Source organism: Paenibacillus senegalimassiliensis, from assembly GCF_001486585.1.
Lineage (GTDB): Bacteria > Bacillota > Bacilli > Paenibacillales > Paenibacillaceae > Fontibacillus > Fontibacillus senegalimassiliensis.
Genome location: NZ_LN909045.1, coordinates 667,103 through 689,514, shown reverse-complemented (window position 1 = coordinate 689,514; position 22,412 = coordinate 667,103). Strand labels below are relative to the sequence as shown.

General features: G+C 52.2%; 16 protein-coding genes. 2 read left to right on the top strand and 14 right to left on the bottom strand.

Going from position 1 to position 22,412, the window contains the following annotated elements; all coding sequences use genetic code 11:
• Positions 1 to 149 precede the first annotated feature (149 nt).
• Positions 150 to 1,556: a hypothetical protein gene (locus tag BN3279_RS13065; RefSeq protein ID WP_187377791.1), complete on the top strand. Its 1,407-nt coding sequence runs from the start codon at positions 150 to 152 to the stop codon at positions 1,554 to 1,556.
• Positions 1,557 to 1,643: 87 nt separating this feature from the next.
• On the opposite strand, the gene ppnP is transcribed toward BN3279_RS13065, so the two are convergent.
• From ppnP to BN3279_RS13005, 12 genes are all read right to left on the bottom strand, one after another.
• Positions 1,644 to 1,961, bottom strand: a complete 318-nt coding sequence (ppnP, locus tag BN3279_RS13060; RefSeq protein WP_059051472.1) for a pyrimidine/purine nucleoside phosphorylase — start codon at positions 1,959 to 1,961, stop codon at positions 1,644 to 1,646.
• A 30-nt stretch (positions 1,962 to 1,991) separates the two neighbouring features.
• Positions 1,992 to 4,016: a transketolase gene (tkt, locus tag BN3279_RS13055; protein ID WP_059051470.1), complete on the bottom strand. Its 2,025-nt coding sequence runs from the start codon at positions 4,014 to 4,016 to the stop codon at positions 1,992 to 1,994.
• Positions 4,017 to 4,240: 224 nt separating this feature from the next.
• Positions 4,241 to 6,892: a VWA domain-containing protein gene (locus BN3279_RS13050; protein WP_232436842.1), complete on the bottom strand. Its 2,652-nt coding sequence runs from the start codon at positions 6,890 to 6,892 to the stop codon at positions 4,241 to 4,243.
• The gene (locus tag BN3279_RS13045; protein ID WP_059051468.1) at positions 6,876 to 8,888 is read right to left on the bottom strand and encodes a vWA domain-containing protein; all 2,013 of its coding nucleotides are present in this window, start codon (positions 8,886 to 8,888) and stop codon (positions 6,876 to 6,878) included. Before BN3279_RS13045 ends, BN3279_RS13050 begins: the two co-directional genes overlap by 17 nt.
• 50 nt (positions 8,889 to 8,938) lie before the next feature.
• Positions 8,939 to 9,826 carry a DUF58 domain-containing protein gene (locus BN3279_RS13040; protein ID WP_059051466.1) on the bottom strand — a complete coding sequence of 296 codons (888 nt, stop codon included), beginning with the start codon at positions 9,824 to 9,826 and terminating at the stop codon, positions 8,939 to 8,941.
• Positions 9,823 to 10,812 (bottom strand): AAA family ATPase, encoded by a 990-nt coding sequence (locus BN3279_RS13035; protein ID WP_059051463.1) that lies wholly within the window; start codon positions 10,810 to 10,812, stop codon positions 9,823 to 9,825. Before BN3279_RS13035 ends, BN3279_RS13040 begins: the two co-directional genes overlap by 4 nt.
• Before the next feature lie 24 nt (positions 10,813 to 10,836).
• Complete coding sequence (locus BN3279_RS13030) at positions 10,837 to 12,531, bottom strand: DUF2721 domain-containing protein (protein ID WP_059051461.1); 1,695 nt, start codon at positions 12,529 to 12,531, stop codon at positions 10,837 to 10,839.
• A gap of 30 nt (positions 12,532 to 12,561) precedes the next feature.
• The gene (locus tag BN3279_RS13025) at positions 12,562 to 13,578 is read right to left on the bottom strand and encodes an ABC transporter permease (protein ID WP_059051459.1); all 1,017 of its coding nucleotides are present in this window, start codon (positions 13,576 to 13,578) and stop codon (positions 12,562 to 12,564) included.
• On the bottom strand, positions 13,565 to 14,503 hold the full coding sequence (locus BN3279_RS13020; protein ID WP_059051456.1) for an ABC transporter ATP-binding protein: 939 nt from the start codon (positions 14,501 to 14,503) through the stop codon (positions 13,565 to 13,567). The genes BN3279_RS13025 and BN3279_RS13020 overlap by 14 nt, the downstream gene beginning before the upstream one ends.
• Positions 14,500 to 16,827 (bottom strand): DUF7408 domain-containing protein, encoded by a 2,328-nt coding sequence (locus tag BN3279_RS13015; protein WP_059051455.1) that lies wholly within the window; start codon positions 16,825 to 16,827, stop codon positions 14,500 to 14,502. Before BN3279_RS13015 ends, BN3279_RS13020 begins: the two co-directional genes overlap by 4 nt.
• Positions 16,828 to 17,085: 258 nt before the next feature.
• Positions 17,086 to 17,985, bottom strand: a complete 900-nt coding sequence (gene purU, locus BN3279_RS13010) for a formyltetrahydrofolate deformylase (RefSeq protein ID WP_059051453.1) — start codon at positions 17,983 to 17,985, stop codon at positions 17,086 to 17,088.
• Between the two features lie 34 nt (positions 17,986 to 18,019).
• Complete coding sequence (locus BN3279_RS13005; RefSeq protein WP_059051452.1) at positions 18,020 to 19,132, bottom strand: deoxyribonuclease IV; 1,113 nt, start codon at positions 19,130 to 19,132, stop codon at positions 18,020 to 18,022.
• Between the two features lie 175 nt (positions 19,133 to 19,307).
• On the opposite strand from BN3279_RS13005, the gene BN3279_RS13000 reads away from it, so the two are divergent.
• On the top strand, positions 19,308 to 19,754 hold the full coding sequence (locus tag BN3279_RS13000) for a DUF2621 domain-containing protein (RefSeq protein ID WP_089153477.1): 447 nt from the start codon (positions 19,308 to 19,310) through the stop codon (positions 19,752 to 19,754).
• A 451-nt stretch (positions 19,755 to 20,205) separates the two neighbouring features.
• On the opposite strand, the gene BN3279_RS12995 is transcribed toward BN3279_RS13000, so the two are convergent.
• Together BN3279_RS12995 and BN3279_RS12990 are read right to left on the bottom strand one after the other, a co-directional pair.
• Positions 20,206 to 21,240, bottom strand: a complete 1,035-nt coding sequence (locus BN3279_RS12995; protein WP_059051448.1) for a FecCD family ABC transporter permease — start codon at positions 21,238 to 21,240, stop codon at positions 20,206 to 20,208.
• Entirely contained in the window at positions 21,237 to 22,277 is a 1,041-nt protein-coding gene (locus tag BN3279_RS12990) for a FecCD family ABC transporter permease (protein WP_059051446.1), read from the bottom strand. Before BN3279_RS12990 ends, BN3279_RS12995 begins: the two co-directional genes overlap by 4 nt.
• Positions 22,278 to 22,412 lie beyond the last annotated feature (135 nt).

Genomic DNA, 22,412 nt, shown 5'->3' with positions numbered 1-22,412 from the left:
CCGAGAAAACAGTAAGAATCGGGTTGCGCAGTGATATAATCACTATAAAAGGTGAAATATCCGTTAATTTGTGACATTTCATAGACAACTTACCTTCCCATAAAATAATTTCAAGAAAGGAACAAATGTGTGTGAACCCAAATACAAATATGAATTTAGGCTATTTACTTGATGAATTGATTAATATTGCACAGAAGCCTAAGACCGATTTTGCCATCAGCATGAATATGACACCTAGTGGACTCAGCAAAATTTTAACTGGTAGCCGTTTGCCCTCCCTGAAGGAAAAAAAGTTGTTTATCCAGCAAGCAGCAGATTATTTTGCCGAAAGTATTTATTCCCATGGCTGTTACCTGAAACTCATCAACCTGTTTCCAGTCATTTATAATTTTAAAGCGATGGATGACTTGCGTACTTTCTTGACGTATGCCCTTGAGTTTGCCATTGATAATGACACTGCCGAGGCCCATCAGATTAATCTGGAATTCAACAAGCGAGGATTTTTCTATCTGGGGACTACGCCGGTACTCAACCTGCTGTGCATTATTTTGTCTCACTATATCAACAGTTGTTCCGATGAATCATTGGAGGTGTATAGCACCATCCCCACCTATGATCCCGCATATTCGGACATTTTTTTGAAAACTTTATTGATCAATCCCAACAAATGCACGCATGTCACGTTAAATCAATTTTTTGACGGCTCAATTCATGAATCTTCAATTAAAGGGAAAGGGATCTCCCTCAACTTTATTTCCTTCAGTCAGAGAGGATTCAAGTTAAATCTCTGGTCAGCAGCTAGTGACTTGGGGCAACCCTTCCTGCTAATCAAAGGGAAGCTACTTCTTATGTTTGACTCTCAGATTGATGGGACTCCATTATTAATCCCAATTATTCACAGAAGCTATTTGAACTTGTTCTATAATAGTCTGATGAATAAGGATGTCCAGAAAATCAGCTATGGACGCGATGAGGTTATTGAGTTTCTTCAAAATAATGCCGAGGTTGCTGCACAGGTGCTGGAACGGGGAATCGATAGCGTGTACAACTTTCTTCTGATCGGCTACCTGCTTGAGAAGAATGAAATTGAGTCTATGGAGCAAGCCCAGGAGATCAAAGATTTTGCCTGGCCATTATTCCAAAGCATACTAAATAAACAAACCCAAATCTTCCTTTCACGCAAAGACCTGGATCAATTTGCTACCTCAGGTAAGGTCATCATCCCCTTCATCGGCACTTATTCCATTCCCACGGAGCAGAGAATGGCCTATATGCAACGTATGAATACATATTTGCAAGCGGATGAGCACGGTGATAAATTCAAGATTATCGACAACAAGCTAAATAATATGGCTATCATTTATATTGAGAAGAAATGCCTTATTTATGCCTTCGATGGGGAATATGCCTTAGAGAAGATTCATGTTTTTGATACGGATAAAGTCAAGCCGATGCTTGATCGCTTGATGCTCCCCAGCCAGACCACGGCTTTAGAATTTTCTGGAGAGCTATGGCAAGCCTATCAGGAGGATCTGCTAAGCAAGATTTATGTCTAACTAGGCCTATAAGTTTAAAATAAAAATCGCAAGTTCTGAATCAATGATTCATCAGAACTTGCGATTTTTGAGTTGGTTAAAATAGTGTTATGCACCGTAAGAGCAGCAGTAGTCTGTCACACTGCGCACTTCAAGCTTGAAGGAAGAATTGGCAGGCACCGTAAACGTTCCGCGTCCGCTGATTTCTCTCCATACGGCTTCACCGGGAAGCTGCACCTTCAATTCCCCTGACAGAATATCCATCACTTCCAGCGAATCGGTGCCAAATTCGTATTCCCCGGGGAGCATGATCCCCAGCGTCAGTTTATTTCCGTCCGGTAACCAGACGGTCCGGCTGGTCACTTTACCTTCGAAATAAATGTTGGCTTGTTTGTCTACGGTCACATTTTGCAATTGCTGCGTCACGTTCCCCTCTCCCTTCACTCTTACGCTATTTTAGCTCAATTGAGCTTTCACGTGCTTCACGACATTCTCTACAGTAAATCCATACTCGGCAATGACCTTGTCGCCAGGCGCGGAAGCACCAAATTTGTTGATGGCGATGATCGAACCCTTCTCGCCTACGAAGCGGTCCCAACCAAACGGATGAGCCATCTCTATGCCTACGCGAGCTTTGACCTCAGGCAGAATAACCGAGTCCTTGTAGGCTTGGTCCTGCTTGTCGAACAGATCCCAGCTTGGCAAGCTGACAACACGAACATGGATGCCTTCCTCAGCCAATGCCGCTTGCGCTTTAATGGCAAGTTGCACTTCGGAGCCGGTTGCAATGATTTGAGCCACTGCTTTGCCGTCCTTAGCCTCGGAGACCACATAACCCCCACGTTTTACCCCTTCACGAGCTGCTGCTTCAGTAGCTTCCAGGATGGGGAGATTTTGCCGGGTCAGTACCAGAGCTACCGGATTCCCCTGATTCTCTACCGCATAAGCCCAAGCTGCCGATGTCTCGTTGCCATCTGCCGGACGAATGACCGTCAGGTTCGGGATGATACGAAGCGAAGCAAGCTGTTCAATCGGTTCATGAGTAGGTCCATCCTCACCAACCGCGATACTGTCATGTGTCAGAACATAAGTTACCGGCAGATTCATCAATGCGGACAAACGTACCGCCGGGCGCAGGTAATCCGTAAATACGAAGAACGTACCACCGAATACTTTGAGACCGCCATGCAACGTAATTCCGTTCATTGCAGCCGCCATACCAAATTCACGTACACCAAAGTACAGATTACGGCCATCACGAGTATCCGGCGTGTACACCGTCAAGTCGTTCAGATGCGTCATGGTCGAGCTTTCGAGGTCGGCCGAACCGCCAAGCAGTTGAGGCACGCCTGCCGCCAGACCATTCAGTGCCTGACCGGAAGCTACACGAGTGGAGACCGCTTTGTCGGAAGCCGAGTATTTAGGCAGCTTGGCATCCCAACCAGCAGGTAATTCTCCGGCGATAGCTTGCACGAATTGAGTCGCCAGCTCAGGATACTGCGCTTTGTATTTGGCAAAGGTTTCTTGCCAAGCCTGGTAAGCCGCAATACCACGTTCCTTGACTTTAGCAAAATGCTCACGCACTTCTTGCGGAACATAGAAATCCTCTTCATATACCCATTTGTAGAAATCCTTGGTCAGCTTGGCTTCATCCGTTCCAAGTGGGGAACCATGCGTCCCACCGTGACCGCCTTTGCCTTGCTTGTTCGGACTGCCATAACCGATGACCGTCTTCACTTCAATCAACGTAGGACGATCGCCATCTGCCTTGGCCGCTTCAATTGCAGCTTCAATCGCCGCCAGATCATTGCCATCCTCAACAAGCAGCGTTTGCCAGCCGTAAGCATCAAAGCGTTGTCTTACATTTTCCGAGAAGCTAAGATTTAGTGTACCGTCAAGGGTAATATCATTGGAGTCATAAAGGAAGATCAATTTGCCGAGCTTCAAATGTCCAGCCAAAGAAGCCGCTTCGCTCGCCACACCTTCCATCAAGTCGCCGTCGCCACAGATTCCATAAGTATAGTGGTCAACTACTTTGAACTCACCCTTATTATAAGTTGCTGCAAGCTGTGTTTCGGCCATAGCCATACCTACAGCCATAGCCAAACCTTGACCTAGTGGTCCAGTCGTTGCGTCTACCCCGGCCGTATGTCCAAACTCAGGGTGACCCGGCGTCTTGCTGCCCCATTGGCGGAACTGCTTGATTTCTTCCAAAGGCAGGTCATATCCACTCAGGTGAAGCAAACTATAGAGCAGCATGGAGCCATGACCTGCGGACAGAACAAAGCGGTCGCGGTTAATCCATGTAGGTTCATCCGGGTTATGGTTCATCGATTTAGCAAACAATTGATAACCCATCGGTGCGGAGCCCATCGGCATCCCCGGGTGACCGGATTTCGCCTTCTCAATGGCATCGATAGCCAGCGTACGAATCGTTGTAATTGACAAATTGTCAATAGTGTTGTTGTCAGAAAGTGGCATTCGTTTTCCTCCTTAAATGTAAGCCTGCTTTTGAAAATACTGAAAATTTACGCGGCGATTACAAAACATTCATTTTGAAAAAATCATTTTGACTTTATCTATTGTACCATTTCAACCACCCGTTTTCCATACCATTATTCCAACATTTCCGGACTTATAGCCCTCTGCTGGATATGGAACAGCCCGGCATGCCATGCAGCCGGGCTGGTGGAGCAGCGGCGCGTTTAGGCTAGCGCCGCCCCCGACGCTTGGCCTCCAGCAGGCGGCCAAGCCGCTCTGTCCACCGCTGGCCGGGCGCTGCGCCGGGCCAAGCGGCCAAACCGCTCAAGCAGCCGGCTCCATGACACGGCCAGCCGGCGAACAGCGATGTCGCCAAGCCATAGCAGCAAAGCCAGAATCAGCAGGAGTCGATCCCAATTCTCCAGCTTGCGGTGGGGCTGCGGCGCGAAGTCAAACGCCGCCTCCGGTGCATCCCAGGCCAGCAACCTGCCTCCCGTCAACTCGGCTACAGCTTCCAGTCGCTCGCCCGGCAGGCTGTCTGTAGCCAGACGGTACTCCGGCGAATAGGGGATGACGAACCCCGTGCTCATGCCGCTGCCCGCCTCCTCACCTTCCTCCACGCTTTGTACGTGGAGCAGGAAGGAGCCTGGCTCCGTCACCCTCATCCTGCCTTCATACGTCCCCGGCGATATCTGGCTTAAGCGAAGCTCAGTCTCGTCACCGTTACTCGCCGTCACCTTCCCGATGAGTTCCTGCGGGTAAGGCTCTCCCGTAGCCCGTACCGTAAAGCGAACCTCGTCGCCTGTATGAGCCGTCTCCACTTCAAAGGCGGAGGAGGAGAACTGCGGGAAGGTCCATTTAACCATGTCGGTGAACAGCCCTGCGTAACCGGACCAGGCCACCCAATCCCGGGACCATTTCCCGGTCAAATCACTCGTCCACGCCACCGTCCGTCCCGAGCCGTATTGCCATCTGGCCAAGAGGGGGTCCGGCTCCGGGCTCGACAGTACCGTCTGAGCCGTCGATTTGGCTGTTGCGGCGACATACCCGTAGATTTGCGGCAAGCCGCTCTGGAACCAGGAGCTCCAATCTCCAGGTTGAACCTGCGCCGGAACAAAGGGCTTGTCTACGATATAGGTTCTGGCAATAATCGTCGCCTCACGGCTAAAGATCGCCGGAAGCGTCGTCTCGTCCTGCACCAGATAGTAACGTCCCTTGGCCCCGGAAGCCAAAGATTGCAGCAGTTGCACATCGGCATCATCACCGACAGCCACAGTCGACATCGTGATTTTGCCTTCGACCATGCTATCGATCAAAGTCTGATAAGCCGAATTGCCCGCCGACTGACCGTCCGTTAGCAAAATAATATGTTTGCGCTGGGCCTCAAGCTCCAGCATTTTGCTTGCAGCCTGGGACACCGCTGGAAAAATATCCGTTCCTCCACCAGACGGAATGCCATGGATACGCGAAATCACATCCTCCTTGTCGTCAAGCTGCTGCGGCTCTACTACCCACCAGGGCTGATCATCAAAGGCGATAACTCCCACCGTATCCTTCTCACGCAGCAGTTCTACCGTGCGAATCGCTGACTCCTTAGCCAGCCTCAGCTTGTCACCGTCCATACTACCTGAGCGGTCAATCACAAGCACCAGCCCCAGGGACGGGATTTCCCGCTTACCTTCCAGTTCCATCGATACCGGCAGCAATCGCTCGATCGGTGTCTTGAAGTAGCCCCCCATCCCGAAGCTATCCTCGCCTCCGACCATCATAAAGCCAACACCATAGGAGCGAACAGCCTGCTCTATCAGATCCATCTGACGGCCGCCTACCTGCTCACCGGATACATTATTGAAGATGATGCTGTCATACGCCGCATATTTCGCCAGTTCGGAGGACAGCATGCCCGGGGCCACAACAGAATAATCGACTAACCCAGCCTGCAAAGCGTTCTCCAGATTAGCCGAGGTCCCCGGCGTCCCCTCTACAATCAGTACCTTTGGGGTCCCGGTCACCCGGGTAAAGGCATAGTGCGCGTTATTGGCCGACTGCTCGTCTCCCTCGATGAAAATCTCAGCCCGGTAACGATGCAATCCCGGCTCTTTTGCCAACCCCTGCAAGGAATAACGATTATCTCCCCGCTGCAGGGTCACCGTATGGCGACCGATTTCGCGATTATCCTCATACAGACGAAGTTCGCCCGCGCCAGCATAGGTACTACGAACAAGCACCTCAAAAGCGAACGATTCGGTTGGATACAGCTTCTCGGGAACGACGAACTCTTCAATCGACGCATCATTCTCTTCCGGTGCAAGAACGGGCAGCACATCCACCGCAATGCCCCGATCCGTTAGCAGCTTGGCTTCCTCCATGACGGCTCCGACGTTTTCCTTTCCATCGGTAACGAGAACTACTCTGCGGTTGGCTTGTCCCTGGAACAGACTCCCGGCTAGCGATACCGCATGCTCGATATTCGTGAACTCCCCGGATACCTCATTTTGGCCCCATGGCGGAATCTCCGATGCTTCACTCAAATGTTTATCAATAACTGTATTTAATCCAAACGAAACCGTCGCCGCTAAGTCACCGTTGTCCTTGGCTTTTACGGCTTCCCCAACCCAATCATCAATCGGTATCGTAGACGGGATACTCGCCGAGCGGTCAGCGACGAACACAAGCTCCTTATTCAGCACCAGGGTATAGGTATGAAACCCAGCCAAAATGAACACCAGCAGCACGCAAATGGCCGTACGCAGGCCAATCACCCATTTCCTTCGGCCGCCACTTAGCCTGAAGTCTTTACGGTAAGCGTAAACCGCACCTGCTGCAAGTAAAGGCAACAGTAGGAGAAGCCAGGGATAATCATATTGAACGCCCACGCTGGTACACCCCCCATTCCGCCAAGATAACCAGAAGCGCTAGCAAGGCAACCCATTTTACTAACGGAAGGGCTTCGCGTTTTACCGCTTCCTGGCTTCCATCCGTATCTTCGCTTCCGTCAGCCTCTTGTTGCTCTCCCTCGCTGCTCGCCTGCGCTGAGCCGACTTGCAGCTTAGCCGCTAACTGCTCTGCCGGAGCCGTCTCCGACTCCAGAGGATCAGCGGTGACCTCCAGCAAAAATCCGGGCTGGGCTGCTCCGTCGCTTCCGGTAATATCCAGCCTCCATAAGCCGGGAATACCCGGAGCGGGCTGGTGGGATGACACTGCGCCGCTCCCCACAAGAACTGCCGGGATTGGCTGAGCTTCCGCTTGCCGCGCATAACCGTCCATAGCCGTCCACACGGCGGTTGCCGCATCCTGGGCCACGGGAATATCCAGTTCTGCACCGGCAGCGGCTCTGCCTAACCCCGTTCTTAAGCCGGATTTGAGCCAGGCTACCGCGTTATCGACCAGAACAGGGAATTCCGGCTTCAGTGGCAGATCGCCATCCTCCAGCCGGAACAGGAAGACCAGCTTTGGCCGACCATTCTCCGTTCCGGCGTAAGCAGCCGTCTGCCCTCCGATCGTAACAATCGGCTGGGCCCAGGCAGGTACCTCTGCATCCATTAACCGCCCGGCCGGGGGCTCCTTAAGCTGCAAATAGCGGGTGACCGGGTGCTTGGCCGTTTGCGTGTCTACACTTTCCAGCGTCCTGCCTTGTTCATCTCCGCCGATAATCCACAGCGGCGTCTCTGCCAGCAGCTTCGCCCAAGCTCCGGTCTCCGTATAGGATGGGAGCGAGCCTTCAATCACTACCGCATCCGGCTTGCTCTCAGGCAAAGCGGGGGCAGCAGATCCCCCTTCTCCGCCATTAGCTGCTGTCGGAGCAATTCGTGTTATTTTCGCACCCGTCAACTGCAAAGCCTTCTCCAGAAACAAATTTCCCGACGAGATAAGCCACACATTGGCATCTCCCGCCTGCTCCCGGAAAGCAAAGGCTTCATTGTCAAGGGAATACGCATCCTCTGGCTTCAGAGACAATCGGTAAACTTCAGCGGATGGCAATCCGCTGAACTGAACGGTGACACTCTTTCCTTGCTCGGCCGTCAACTCACGTGTAGCAACTAATTTGCCGTCCCCATATAGATCAATTGTCAAGTCGCGGGCCCCTCCGTCATTACGAATGACCGCTACTCCGTGCTGGATTCCTTCGCTTCCGGATGAACGCTTTACTCCGAACTGCTCAATCGCAACATTATCCTGTATCTCTGCACCGATAGGCATGACCTGAACCGGTACATCAAAGGCCAATTCTCCCGCACCTGCTCCATCCGGCCAACGCGTGTCCGTAACCAGCAGCACCCTGGCTTCTTCCCCCCGGGTCAAGGCCGCCGCTAGGGACAACGTTTCGCGATAAGACGCACTTCCATAGTCTATCGTCAGATTGTCGATCGCGCGAGACAACGAGGCAGCATCCTCCCTCTCACGGCTTACTAGCACCTCAGGTCTGCTGCCCAGCCGAATTAGGGTTATTTCTTCCCCTGCCCCCGCTTCGCGAACATAGGTATGAAGCTGCTGCTTCATCAAATCCAGCTTGCTGCCTGCTTGCGAATTCTCGGAATCGTCAGAGGAATCCTCCAGAGCTACGATGGTGCTCATACTGGCCGAGGTGTCAGCAATCAGGACGGTATGCCCCTGCTGCCCTCCACTTCGCCATAGGAAAGGCTGCATAAGCGCGAGCACCAGCAAGGCAGCCACCAATAACTGGATCCAGAGCAGCAACCGGTTTTGCAGCTTCTGCCAAGGACGGTTCGCCTCCATATTCAAGAGCACCCGCCGCCAGAGCAAATGGCTAGACACGGGCGTGTCGATATAGATTCGTTTGAACAAATATAAAATGACGATGATTGGCAAAGCCAATGCAAACCAGAGGCTGATCCATGATCCAATGCCCATAGCCGTCCCCCTCCTTCCCCAGCAACCTTCCTGTTGCTTCTTGCCATCCCTTAGCTACCGGAGGCTCCCGCTCCACGAAGCATGGTAAATACGGCCTTCTCCAGCGGCCAATCCGAGCGAATTTGTATATACCGTGCCCCTAGTCCGGCACAAACTTCCTTAAGCTCATGGGTATACTGCTCCACTTCCCGGAAGTATGCTTTGAGCACTTTACTGCTCATGGCAACCTCCTTGCCGCTACCCAGCTCACTGTCAATCAGTCTCAGGTCGCCGTTATACCCTGGAGCAAGCTCTTCCCCCGATACAATCTGCACCAGCACCGGCTCCTGCCCCATCGCCATAAGCCTGACAAGCAAGGCTCTCATTTGTTCCGGACCACCCTCGAGCCAGCAATCCGAGAAAATCCAGGCCATCCCCTTTTCCCTGGGGCGAACTTGCAGTTGCCTTATGGCCTCTGCCACGTTTCCCCCCGTTATGGCGGATGTCTCCTGCAAGAACGCGAACAACAGCAGGCTTGCAGCCTTCCCCCTAAGTGAGGGAAGCTTATCTAACGGACGATCTCCGAGCAGCACAGCCTGTACCTTATCCTCAGAGGAGAGAGCCATGTAACCCACGGCCGCAGCCAGCTTTTTGGCCATATCCAGCTTGTCTCCAAAATTCATTGAGGCGGTAATGTCCAGATACAGACTAAGGGTCAATTCCTGCTCGTCCCAGTATTGGCGGATGAACGGCCTGCCAGTGCGGCGATACACGCCCCAATCAAATCTTCGGATATCATCGCCTGGCGTATACTCCCGATAGTCAGCGAATTCAAGAGAAGCGCCAAGCTGGCCGGAGCGCCGTTTGCCTTGCGTAGTTCCCCTTACATGCCTTCCAGACCTCACAGACAAGCGCTCCAGCTTGGGCAGTATGGACGGGGGCAGCAGCGAAGGCGTCATTTCTTATTCTCCAGCAAGCCCAGAATCTCCCGAATCACATCATCCGCAGCTATGCCCGACGATTGACCTTCAAAGTTCAAGAAGAGCCGATGCCGCAGCGCAGGAACAGCGACAGCCCCAATATCTCCGGTGGATACATGCATCCGTCCCTTGCTAACCGCCCGGACCTTGGCCGCCGATATGATTGATTGGATGCCACGCGGTCCGGAGCCGAATCGTACGTAGCTGCGTACCATCTCTGGGGCATCCGCCTCCTCAGGATGGGTCATCATCAACAGACGGACCCCATAATCCAGCACCTCGTCAGCCAGCAGGACCTCCTTGGTCGCCTGGCGGATTTCCAGCAGCTCTTGCGCAGAGGCTGCCTTGTCCGCCGACGGCATCAGCGTGGAGGTGGTTCGGCGCACAATCTCCTTCAGTTCCTCCTGAGAAGGATAACCGACATGAATCTTCAGCATGAAGCGATCCAACTGGGCTTCAGGGAGTGGATAGGTGCCTTCCTGCTCCAGCGGATTCTGCGTGGCAAGCACGAAGAATGGCCGCGGCAAGCTCCGCGTCTCCCCACCGACGGTGACCGTCTGCTCCTGCATCGCTTCCAGCATTGCACTTTGCGTCTTCGGTGAAGCCCGGTTAATCTCATCGGCGAGGACAATGCTGCTAAATATCGGTCCCGGCTGGAACGTCATCTCGGCGCTCCCTTGCGGACCGAACGAGATGACATTGGTCCCGGTGATGTCACTTGGCATCAAATCCGGCGTAAATTGAATGCGTGAGAAGGACAATTCCAGCGTGTCGGCTACAGTTCGAACGAGCGCCGTCTTCCCCAGCCCGGGAATTCCCTCCAGCAAGGCATGTCCTCCTGCAAAAATGCACCATAGCATTTGCTCAACGACATCCTCCTGCCCGACGATGACCTTGGCAATTTGCTCGCGAACGCCCGCAATCGTATCACTCCATCTTTTTACTTCAGCCGTTTGCTCTAACATCGAATTCCCCTCTCTTATCGCGCCTTAATTGCCCGGATCAATTTCGGTAAAATAACTCTCCACCAAGCCTTGCAGGCTCTGCGGCAGCTCACCTCGGTTCAACGCCCGCTTCGCCTCAGCTTCATAATCACTGTATACCTCTTCATAAGGGCGGCTCGCTCCGTCAAATACGGGGCCCTGCCCTCCCTTCTGCACTTGACCTCCGCTGGTAGGACCGGTGTCCACTTCAACATTGCCACTGCCTGCGCTCTCACGGGGAGTAGTCACCAGCGACCGGCTGCCACTGCCAAGTCCTGCACCTGCGCCCTGACCTTGTCCTTGTCCTTGTCCTTGTCCAGTCCCCCCACTACCTGAGCCTTGACCGTTGCCGCTTCCCTGACCACCTTGGCTTTGGCCGTTGCCTCCTTGGCCGGAACCCGGGCTTTGACCTTCCATCCCGCCATTGCCTTCGTCACCTTCACCCCCTGGTGAAGCTCCGTTCCCGGCTGCTGAAGCCCATTGCTCCGCGCTGCCGCCCATCGACCAGGTGTCGGACACCGGGAAGCCCGCGGCCGACATCTGCTCCGCCATTCCAAGCCCTTGCTGCGCAAGGGCTGAAGCCAGATCGGCTGCGGCAGTCGCCTGCGCCCCGCTCACCCCAGCAGATTTCATTTCCTCCTCCAGGGCCGCTGCCAACTCCGACAGGTCAATATCGGCACTGTTCTGGTTCTCGGACACGTTCTCGGCTGCCTTGCGCAGCGCTTCGGCAAGTCGCTTGGACTCATCGCCTTCCTGAGGCAACTGATCAGCTAACTGCGATAACGCCTCCGCAAGCCGTTCCTTCTCTTGAGCAGATAGCTTGGGAAGCTGCTCCTTAAGCTTGTCGAGTTCTTCGGAGATACTCTCCGTGTCCTGCTGCTCCAATGCCCGGCCAAGACCTTCGAGCTTGGGCGTCTGTCTCCAGGCATCCAGCCACTCCGAACGTTGCTGCTCTTGTAACTCCTGACGTTCCGCCATCTCTTGCAATTGCTTCATGCTCTCTTCAAGCGATCGCAGGGCCTCCTCAGGCTGCTCCGCATTAGCCAGTTCCTGACGAAGCTTGACCAGTTCTTCCCTGAGCGGGGCCTTTACAAGCGGTTCCAGTTCACTGGCCTCCAGCTCTTCCAGAATCTTGCCCGTCTCCTCCAATTGGGATTCAATCCAGGCCTGCTGCTGCCGCTCTCGCTCAAGCACCTTATCCATCGGATTAGGCATAAGCACCAAAGCTCCCACGGCCATGGCGGCGCAACAGGCCGCAATCAGCAGACGGCGAGGAGGTCTGGGAGCAGGCAGATGGCGCTTCAGCTTCTGAACATACTCAGCGCCATACCTGGTTGCCTGCTCCCGCTGAAGCCGTGCGGCATAGCTATCATTCCCCGCGAAGGACAACGCGGTCACCATTGCGTCCTGCCGCTCTCCTTCATCTGTAGAATAATCCATAGTCCTCGCTGCAAGCTGCTTGGGGACTGAAAGCAGCAGTCCCCACATCCCTCCGGCAATAATGCACAGCAAGCCGCTTAGCGCTGCATACAGACCAAGAAAATGAATCGGCCACACTCTCCCTGCTGCAAGCCAGAGCAAGATCATGGCAAAAGCCGCAAGGCTGCCGTAACCGGTCCCGGATAGCCAACGTACCAGCCGCAAGCGCCGCGATACTTTATTCAATTGCTGGTGCAGTTTGTCCATGCCTGCCTGTTCCATGAATCATCGCTCCTTTCAGGAAAGATTACATCATTCTTGTTCCTTGCCTACTTCCCGCTCTACCTTCTTCATCATCTCCGGCTCCCCGGATGTAGTGGACGCACCCTCTTGGGAATCAGCCTCACTATGCATGACAACAGCTTGAGTCACAGAAGCATCGCTCCGTTTAGAACGGCGTTTAGCCCGCACTGGACGGATTTTACGGACGGCAATCCACAACATCAGCACAATGACAACGCTATAGACCAGTAGAAATTGCTGCCAAAGTTGAATCGGTGCAGTTGCTTGCAGATTGCTTCTTTGTACCAGAAATACTTCATTGGAGAACGAAGGCTCAAATATGCTGATCAACGCCCCTGCCGGATTCAGTCCGAGCAGATAGCCTACCCAGGAATAGGGCCGCGGTGGCGCTCCCGATCCATAATAATTCGCTTGATCAATGCCCAAGGCAAAGAGATAGGCTAGCCCTGTGAACAGAAAGATCGCAAGTCCAACCCCATAGGTCATGATTACCGCCAGAATAGTTCGCTTAAACAAAGTAGAGAAGCATACACCAAGTGCTCCCAGTAAGAGCATAATAAATAGATAGAACAGGAACACCGAGGCAAGCTGACCCATCGATACCCCACCGTACAAAAATACAATACTGTACACCGGGATCGTCGCCACAATGATCAATGCCATGAAGCTCAGCGACGAGGTGAGCTTGCTCAGAATGATTGCCGCCGAACTTTGCTGCGTAGTGAGCAGCATATTCAGCGTTTGCTTCTCCCGTTCCCCACTGATTACACCTGCGGTGAGCGCTGGTGTCATGAAGGCAATCAGTACAAGTTGTGCGATGCTGAGGGCATAGAACATCATCCGGCTTGTCTCCGAATCAACCCTGACCGTGCCCCTTCCCGCCGTTAGCACATAAATGATTCCCATGGCCAGCAGTCCTGTGACGAGCACATAGGCCAGGACCGTAAATGCCGAGCGGGCCGAACGCATTCGCAACCTGAACTCTTTGTCCAGCACCGGATTCATCACTATGCTACGCAAATTCATGTGCTCCGCCTCCTTTGGTAATCTCCAGAAATACGTCTTCCAGATTGCTCTGTGCTTCATGGAAAGAAATAACTTGGAAGCCTGCCGCAAAGATGCTGGCCAGCAAGGCGGACTGCTCGGCATCCCCTCCACCGAAATGAACATGCACGCCGGTCTCATCACACAGCACTTGACTGACGTGCAATTCGTCACGAAGCCGCTGAGCCAGTTCTTCGGATCGGTCCAGAAGCCGGATATGCAGCACTCTCTTCACTCGTAGTCGATTCTGAATATCAGCGACCTTACCTTGGGCTACCATTCGGCCATGCTCGATAACTCCGATTTCGTCCACCATCTCCGCCAGTTCGGGAAGAATGTGGGACGATATGATAATGGTCTTGCCCATTAACTTCAATTCCTTGAGGATCTCCCGCATCTCTATTCGCGCGCGAGGGTCCAATCCCGAGGCCGGTTCATCCAGGATCAGCACATCCGGGTCATGAACCAGACAACGAGCCAGACACAGCCGTTGCTTCATCCCTCGTGAGAGACTATCTACATAAACATCCTGCTTGTCGCTCAGATTGACCAACTCCAGAAGTTGGGGAATCAACTGCTCTCGTTCCGCCCGGGAAATGCCGTAGCTCGCCCCGTAAAAATGCAAATACTCAGTGGTCTTGAATTGATCGTACACACCGAAAAAATCGGGCATGTATCCAATTCGTTTGCGAACCTCATGGGGGTACTCAGTCACCTCGTACCCTCCCACTTTCGCGGAGCCGGAAGTCGGAGCAAGCAACGTCGCCAGGATTGACATCGTAGTGGACTTTCCCGCCCCATTCGGACCAACAAATCCAAATACCGTCCCTTTGCCAATGGAGATATTCACATCTTTAAGTGCAGCAAAGTGGCCGTACATTTTCGTCAGATTTTTAATTTCAATCATGGAGTCACCTTCCCTTTCAGCATGATCTCCGGCAACTGGAAGGAGGTCCATTCCGTCGCTACACATTTCACCTTGACCGTGCCGCCCTGCACATAATGCTCGGCAGCCTCAACAATATCCGGTTCCCACACGCCTTTGTGCTGGTTCCAGACCTCCATGCCCACATTACTGGGGAAGGAAGAGCGAAGCGTAATCTCCTGATATTCCATTCCCTCATCTGCTGGCAAGACAAATTCCAAAGTAACCTCTCCTGCAGACATATTTAAATACTCGCTCTGTTCCCTGTATATTTCCGTCGCTGTACTGCTGACGATATCGGGCTGAATCATGCCAAACGGAATATCCACCTGACCATTCAGCTCGAAGCTTGGCTCAAAGGGCTGGGCCCACAGATTTAAATAATCCGTCCGGGGTTGCTTGCCGTCGACCTTGTAGCCATCTCCTTGATCGGGAGCTTCCTTGCTCCAGGCCAGGAGCGCATATTTCCCGTAGTTCCCCGAAGCCCCCATATATCGATTAATCATAGAACGCTCTCGCTCCTTCTCCTCGTAAGAATAGCCTTGCGAGTAACCGGAGTACGGAAATATGGTTGATCCGTAGTCATTATTATAAGAGGATGTGAACGCAGCAGGAAGCTGGACCTGGGCCCCACGCGGCAGTTCACCCAGCGCATAAACGTTGCTGGCTGCGACAATATAAGCTTCCTCCAGATCACTACTGGTATCGTTCTTCACCGTTCCTTGAAGCTTGCCTTGGCTATCAAACGATACATCAATCTGTAGCTTGCCAGTATTCAACGTTTCGGGATGCTCCATCAATAGCTTGGCCATCGACCGGGGCGTCATCTCACGCAGCGTCAATTCAGTCGCTTCCGCTTTTACCCGGAGCAACTGACGATCCGCATCGCCAGATTGACTGCCAAACGGATTACCCTCCCGCTCAACCAAGACCCGGGTTCCCGCTGGAAGTTCGACCTGGTAGGTGCCTCCGCGAGGTACAAACAAAGCGGAGGAAGCCGATTTGACCGCTTCTCCCTGTCCGTCAAGCTCAATAATATTCAAAGTATGTGAGCGAACATCACTTCTTCCACTGGTACCCGCCAGGTAGATTGCTATGCTGGCAACGACTGCAATCAATGGCATCAGTCCCCAAGCCCATTCCCGCCGGTCAAACTTCTTCAACACGAAGTACAGAAGCGGTGCAACCAGAACGGCGTACAACACCAGCATCCAGAACAGAAGTGAAAATGGCGGTGGTGTCAGTGATGGAAAATAATCGAGTATATAGGAGAACCCGCTCATCAGGTTCCATTCAGTCTGACCTCCACCCGGCATGCCCGTTCCCATGAAGGGCTCGCGCAGGATCTTGGTCCATAGGTCAGCATGACCACGCCAGTGATATACCGGGTCCATGGAAATATCGTAAGCCGCATAAATGACATCTCCTTTGCCCACGGACTGTGACGCCACCAGAAGCACACCATCCGAGGACATCACGCTCTTGGCCCCTTCTTTCAGTACGGCTGAAGATACGGGTAATGGGCTCGCAAGCGTCAGAGGCTCTCCCGTCGCCTGACTGAACGCAGTAAGTTCATTTATATCTGCACTGCCCTTATACTCCACAGGAGCAATATCTTCGAACCCCTTGGCCGTTTTGGCATACCCTTGTCCACCCGCCAGGACGAGGCTCCCCCCTTGCTTGACCCATTGGCGTATTGCCTGAGTCTGCTTCTCCGACAACGTATCTGCCGAATAATTGTTCATTACGATCACATCCAGCGTAGACAACATAATTGCATCCTCCGGCACCTGCTCCTTCTGAAGTGGAGCCACTACCGGATTTTGTCTATTAATGCTGGATGTCATGAAATTCAGTGTATCCGGATCAGCCGCGAGAACACCAATCATCAGGTTGTCTAACGCTGAACCCTGTATGTAAGCACGGCCGGTGCTGAACGGGATGTATTTCCCATTTTCCACCGTTCCTTCGTAGAACCTGATCCTGCTGTTATCTTTGTTATAGCTGTTGCCCAGCACAGCGAACTGAATCGTCTTTGCCTCCCCTGCCGACAGATCGACTCGTTCCACAAAGGTAGAAGAGGCCCCCATATTCGGGTTATCCGTCTCCACTACCAATTCTCCTGAGATATCTCTATCGCTGAGCAGCTTGACTGACAGCGGTCCCCACTCGTTCATGGTAATATTCCCGCCGTAGCCCAGCTCGGATTCTACTGTCAGTTTAGGCTCGGCTGCCTGCACTGCAAGCGGACTTGAAACGCCTAGCCAAAGGCATACTGTCAGCAGTACAAATACCACCTTCAGCATGAGTCCCGTACACCTTGATTGGTTCCTTATTGATAAATGCACGCATTCCTTCCCCTCTCCAACTGAATTCTTGTTCCTGCACTTATTGTCATTATAACGTATCTGGACTCCCTAAAGTTTCCCCACCACGGCATATTGCTACCAGATGGACCTAGTAATTGCCTTGGAATTTCCTGCGTTCTATTAGAAAAAAAGCCCCGGGACAAGCGGTATTGCCACCTGTTGGCCCGAGGCTAAATGAATAATGTTCCCTACAAGTTAATTAAACACGACTGTCTTGTTCTGATGCACGAGAATTCGATCCTCAATATGCCATTTGACGGCCCGTGCCAGCACTACACGTTCAATGGTGCGCCCAATTCGCTTGAGCTCAGAGACATCGTCCCGATGGCTGACACGCTGAACGTCTTGCTCGATAATCGGGCCACCGTCCAGTTCTTCAGTAACGTAATGAGCGGTAGCTCCGATGATCTTCACCCCGCGGTCATAGGCCTGGGCATAAGGCTTTCCGCCGACAAAGGCAGGGAGAAATGAATGATGAATGTTAATCAGACGATTGCGGTATGGTTCAATTAAGGCCGGGGACACAATTTGCATGTATCTCGCCAGCACAATAAGGTCTACTTTACCATTAACGATGTCCAATTGCTGCTGCTCCGCCTCCCGCTTGGTGCTTGGAGTTACCGGAATATGATGATAAGGAATACCGAAGGATTCCACGTATTCCCGCATATCGGGATGATTGCTGACTACCATGGAGATTTCAGCGTCCAAATCACCCGCCTGCCATTGCCACAGCAACTCCACCAGACAATGGTCCTCCTTGGATACGAAGATAGCCAGCTTCTTCTTACGACTAAGCTGATGAATATTCCACTGCATATCAAACCCTGTGGCCACCTCATCAAAATCAGTACGTAAATCCGAAATTCGATCGTCGAGTGCATCCAGATCGAATTCCACCCGCATAAAGAACATCCCGCCTTCGGGATTCATCGTATATTGATCTGATTGTACGATGTTTGCGCCGTGCTCATGCAAAAATCGAGACACTGCCGCCACAATACCCGGTCCGTCCGGACAAGATATTAACATGCGCGCACGGTTGTTTTCATAAGGCTTAACGGGTTGTCTTCCCGTCATCGTAGGTGTATCCATCGTTTACAAATCCCCCTGCCATCTATTCTGTCATCTATGATCCTTGGGCGAACCAGGCCACCAGCCGGTGGTTAATCTCTTCTTCGGTACGATCCGGGAACAGCCCTGCTCCCATAACCACATCGTATAGCCGCTCCATAGGTTCTCTTGGATCAGCTTTCTTGGCTTTGGCATCATTTTTGAGCACATGCCAGGTGTCCAGTACGTAGGATCGTGCTCCGATTCCTTCCTTGACGAAGAAATCCGATAACCGCTCCACATCATTCACGAATGCTTCACCGAAGCGAGCCCCCACATCGCCACGTAGCAAGGCAATTTCCACCTCATACATCGGGCGTTGTTTCTTAGGGTCCTTCCCTACCCAAGGTGTCTCCAGGATAAACGGCCGACCACTCAGTGCTTCATGATGCACCACCCGCTGAATCGCCTCAAAGCCAATCCAGCCCGAGCCGATCGGCGTATGCCGGTCCTTCCCTGCGCCAACCGGATTTTTGCTGTCATTGACGTGTACAACTTCAATCCGATCTAATCCAACGGTATCGTCGAAATGACGCAACACGCCGTCCAAATCATTTACGATGTCGTAACCCGCATCATGAATATGGCAGGTATCCATACATACCGTTAACCGTTCATTATGCTGTACCTTGTCAATAATCTGCGCGAGTTCCTCGAAGCTGCGACCCATCTCTGTACCTTTGCCGGCCATAGTTTCGAGCGCGATGCGAACCTCGGTTTCTTGCGTGCCATTCAGCACTTCATTTAATCCTTCAGCAATCCTGGCCACGCCGTATTCGGCATCCTTGTCTGTGAACGCTCCAGGGTGCAGCACGATATTGCGTACGCCAATGGCATGGGTACGACGGATTTCCTCCTGTAAAAAGTCAACCGCCAATTGATACGTGTTCGACTTATAGGAGCCAAGGTTAATGATGTACGGAGCATGAACGACAATCTCGCCGATCCCGGCCTGTTCCATCGCCAGCTTCCCCTCTACAATATGCATCGAGTCAATCGGCTTGCGCCGCGTGTTTTGCGGTGCTCCGGTATATATCATGAAGGAAGTGGAGCCATATGAAGCTGCCTCTGCTGTCGCACTAAGCAGACCCTTGTCCGAGAATGAAACGTGAGAACCAATTTTCAACATATATATTTCTGCCTCCTTTGGGACGGTAAATCGCTAAACATCCCCTATTTTAGCTTGAATGCTGAAATAAATAAAGAAATAAGGTATAATTCAGGCAGATTAGCTCATTTTTGAAATAAAAAGCGAATTGATCTTCGAGGTGATGATGGTGCTACAAGGTACATTGGTTTTCCTGATGGCAGCTTCCGGGGGTCCCAGCCGCTGGTTCATGAATAGCATCGCTTTCTGGGGTTTTGTGTTGCTGGGCATGATGGCCATTGGCGGTTTCTTCATGTTCCGCAAATTTCTCAAAGTGCTGCCCAAGGCGGATGGCATGTCCAAGCTGGACTGGCAAAATCATTGGGTCGAACAAAGCCGCCACCTATGGACGGATGAAGCCAAGGCCTTCCTCGACAAGCTTGTCGAGCCGGTGCCCGGTCCCTTCCGCGATATCGCCAAGCATTCCATTGCGGCCGAAATCGGCAAGACCGCTCTTGAAGAGAACGCCTCTGAGGTAACACAGGAGCATTGTATCAAAGGATACATCATAGCCACACCCAAGCGCGACAACAAATTTTTGGTACATTTTCTGGAGAAGAATCAGATCGACTATCAGCCGTACCGTCATTTGCTAAATAAGTAAGCCATCATTTTATGAACATACACTTGTGGAAAAGGTGCTGCTTTGTGAGCTAACAAGCTCTAAAGCAGCACCTTTCTCTTTTTTATACATTACAACCTGCAAACGTACCGCTCCACGACACGTAACAAAATTATATACAACAGCCATTCGAACACACGGCCTCGTTCTTCGATTAACAGGAAATCCTCCAGCTAATTATGGACAAATCTCTCTATTTTGCGATTTAGCGGGAAATTGTCCTGTTAATTCTCCCGTTTCAGTCCTAAAAGCCTATGATCGGCTAATTTATAGGGAGGTTTTCCAGCTAATCCCTACAATACCTCAGTTAGCGAGATATTATAGGGAGATTTTCCAGTTAACAAGTTGCCACATGGCCCGGAATGGAGTTGAAGCACTCAAGGTGAATTCACAGCCATTCCAGGCCGCCCAACTGCTGCTAGCCCATCCTTGTTTATACCCTGGACTTCATTAACAAGTACAGGAAGTACGGAGCACCAACAATAGCTACTACGATCCCCGTCGGTATCTCCGACGGCTGCAATACCCAGCGGGCCAGCGTATCACCCACGATAATGAGCAAGCCTCCGGCCAGAGCCGAAGCCGGCAACAGGTATTCATGCCTTGGTCCGACCAGCCTTCTGGCGAGATGCGGGGCAATAAGACCCACAAAGGAGATTCCTCCCCCCACAGCAACACAAGCCCCCGTCAATCCAACCGCCGCGGCGAGCAGGCCGAGACGTGAACGTTCCAGTGAAATACCAAGTCCGGAAGCGGTCTGGTCGCCCAGGTTCAGCACATTAAGTGCACGAGATTTCATGAATATATAAGGTAGCAGAATCAGCAGCCAAGGCAGTAAAGCAATAACATGCTTCCAAGAACTCCCCCAAATGCTGCCAACCAGCCAAATTTGAAGCAATTGAAAATTTTCCGGTTTTAGCCGCAGTTGCAAAATGATCATTGCTGCATTAATGCCAGAAGCAACCGCGATTCCGACCAGAATCATGCGGATGGGAAGTAGCCCGTAGTTCTTCTTATAGGATAACAAGTAAATCAACGTGGCCGTCCCTGCAGCTCCAAACAACGCCAATACCGGCATCAGATATACCGGAGCGTTTGCTATCGATGGGTAGAAGGAAATAAACAATGTAACGGCAAGTCCTGCCCCCGCATTAATCCCCAACACACCGGAATCGGCGAGCGGGTTACGTGAGATGCCCTGAAAGATACAACCAGCCACAGCCATCCCCATGCCGATTAGCACCGAAATAACGATGCGTGGCAACCGGAATATAAATAAAGTTAACTCCTGCTTCTCGGTTCCAAATCCAAACAACGTCTTGATAACATCCTTAGGCGCAAGCGGCATAGCACCAATATTCATACTGAGCACAAAAACGGCCACGATCAGCACGGCAAAGATCAACTGGACAATGTAAGCCCGGCGAGCTCTTTGCTTCAATTGTAACGGAATGGTTCCCCGATTCATCCTTCCATTCCCCCTTTCTGCTTCAAAGCAAGATAAAGGAAGAATGGCACGCCGATTACAGCAATTAGTGCTCCAATCGGGGTTTCTTGCGGAGGATTAACCATCCGGGCCAAAATGTCGGCGAACACCAGCAGCAAGCTGCCAAGCAGAGCGGAAGAAGGAATGATCCAGCGATAATCCACCCCAACCAGGAAGCGAGAGATGTGGGGAATCATCAGACCCACGAAACCGATAGCTCCCACGATGGATACCGCGCTGCCAGCCAGAACTAAGACAATAATCAAGCCAACCACTTTAATAAGGCCGGTTCTTTGACCAAGCCCGGTTGCTACATCTTCTCCAAGGCTTAGCAAAGTAATGGATTTGGAAATGAACAACGCAGCGACCAATCCCACAATAATCCAGGGCGATACCATCTTGACCTGCAACCAGTTAGCCCCGGAAATCGCACCAGCATACCAGAAGGCCAGGTCTTGTCCAACCCGAAAAAAAAGCGTGAGCCCTTCACTAATCGCAGTAAATAGCATACCTACCGCCGCCCCCGCCAAAGTCAAGCGTACCGGGGACATCCCCCCCTTGGACAACGTGCCAATACCAAATACAAGCCCTGCGCCAAGACCAGCCCCAAGGCAAGAATAGAACATCATTAGCAGAAATGGGGTGCCTGGCATAAGAGCAAAGCAAATAGCCAAGGCCAGTCCCGCACCGGCGTTCAAGCCGAGCAGCCCGGAATCTGCCATCGGGTTGCGGGTCATTCCTTGCATGATGGCCCCCGCCACGGCCAAAGCTGCTCCAACCAAGGCAGCCGCCAGAGTGCGGGGCAGCCTGAGCTCCATAATAATATGATGTTTCTGTTGCCCTGCTTGGAAATGAAACAAGGCGTCCCACACCGTGGATAACTTAATATCAGCAAGCCCTACGGAGATAGAAAGTCCAATAGCGAACAAGAGCAACACTCCACCGCCGAATAGGATCAACGTGGCCATTACCGGGCGTGTCCGGTATCGTGATTTAGTAGATGAAGATAATGTCGACATGCCTGGAACCATTCCTTTTATGAAATTTGCAGATGAGTCGTATGTATTCCACAATACGAAATCGCACAATTGAGAATCATTCTCGTCAATTATACTCGCTTTCGCTATCAGAATCTACGCCGATCTGAAATTTGC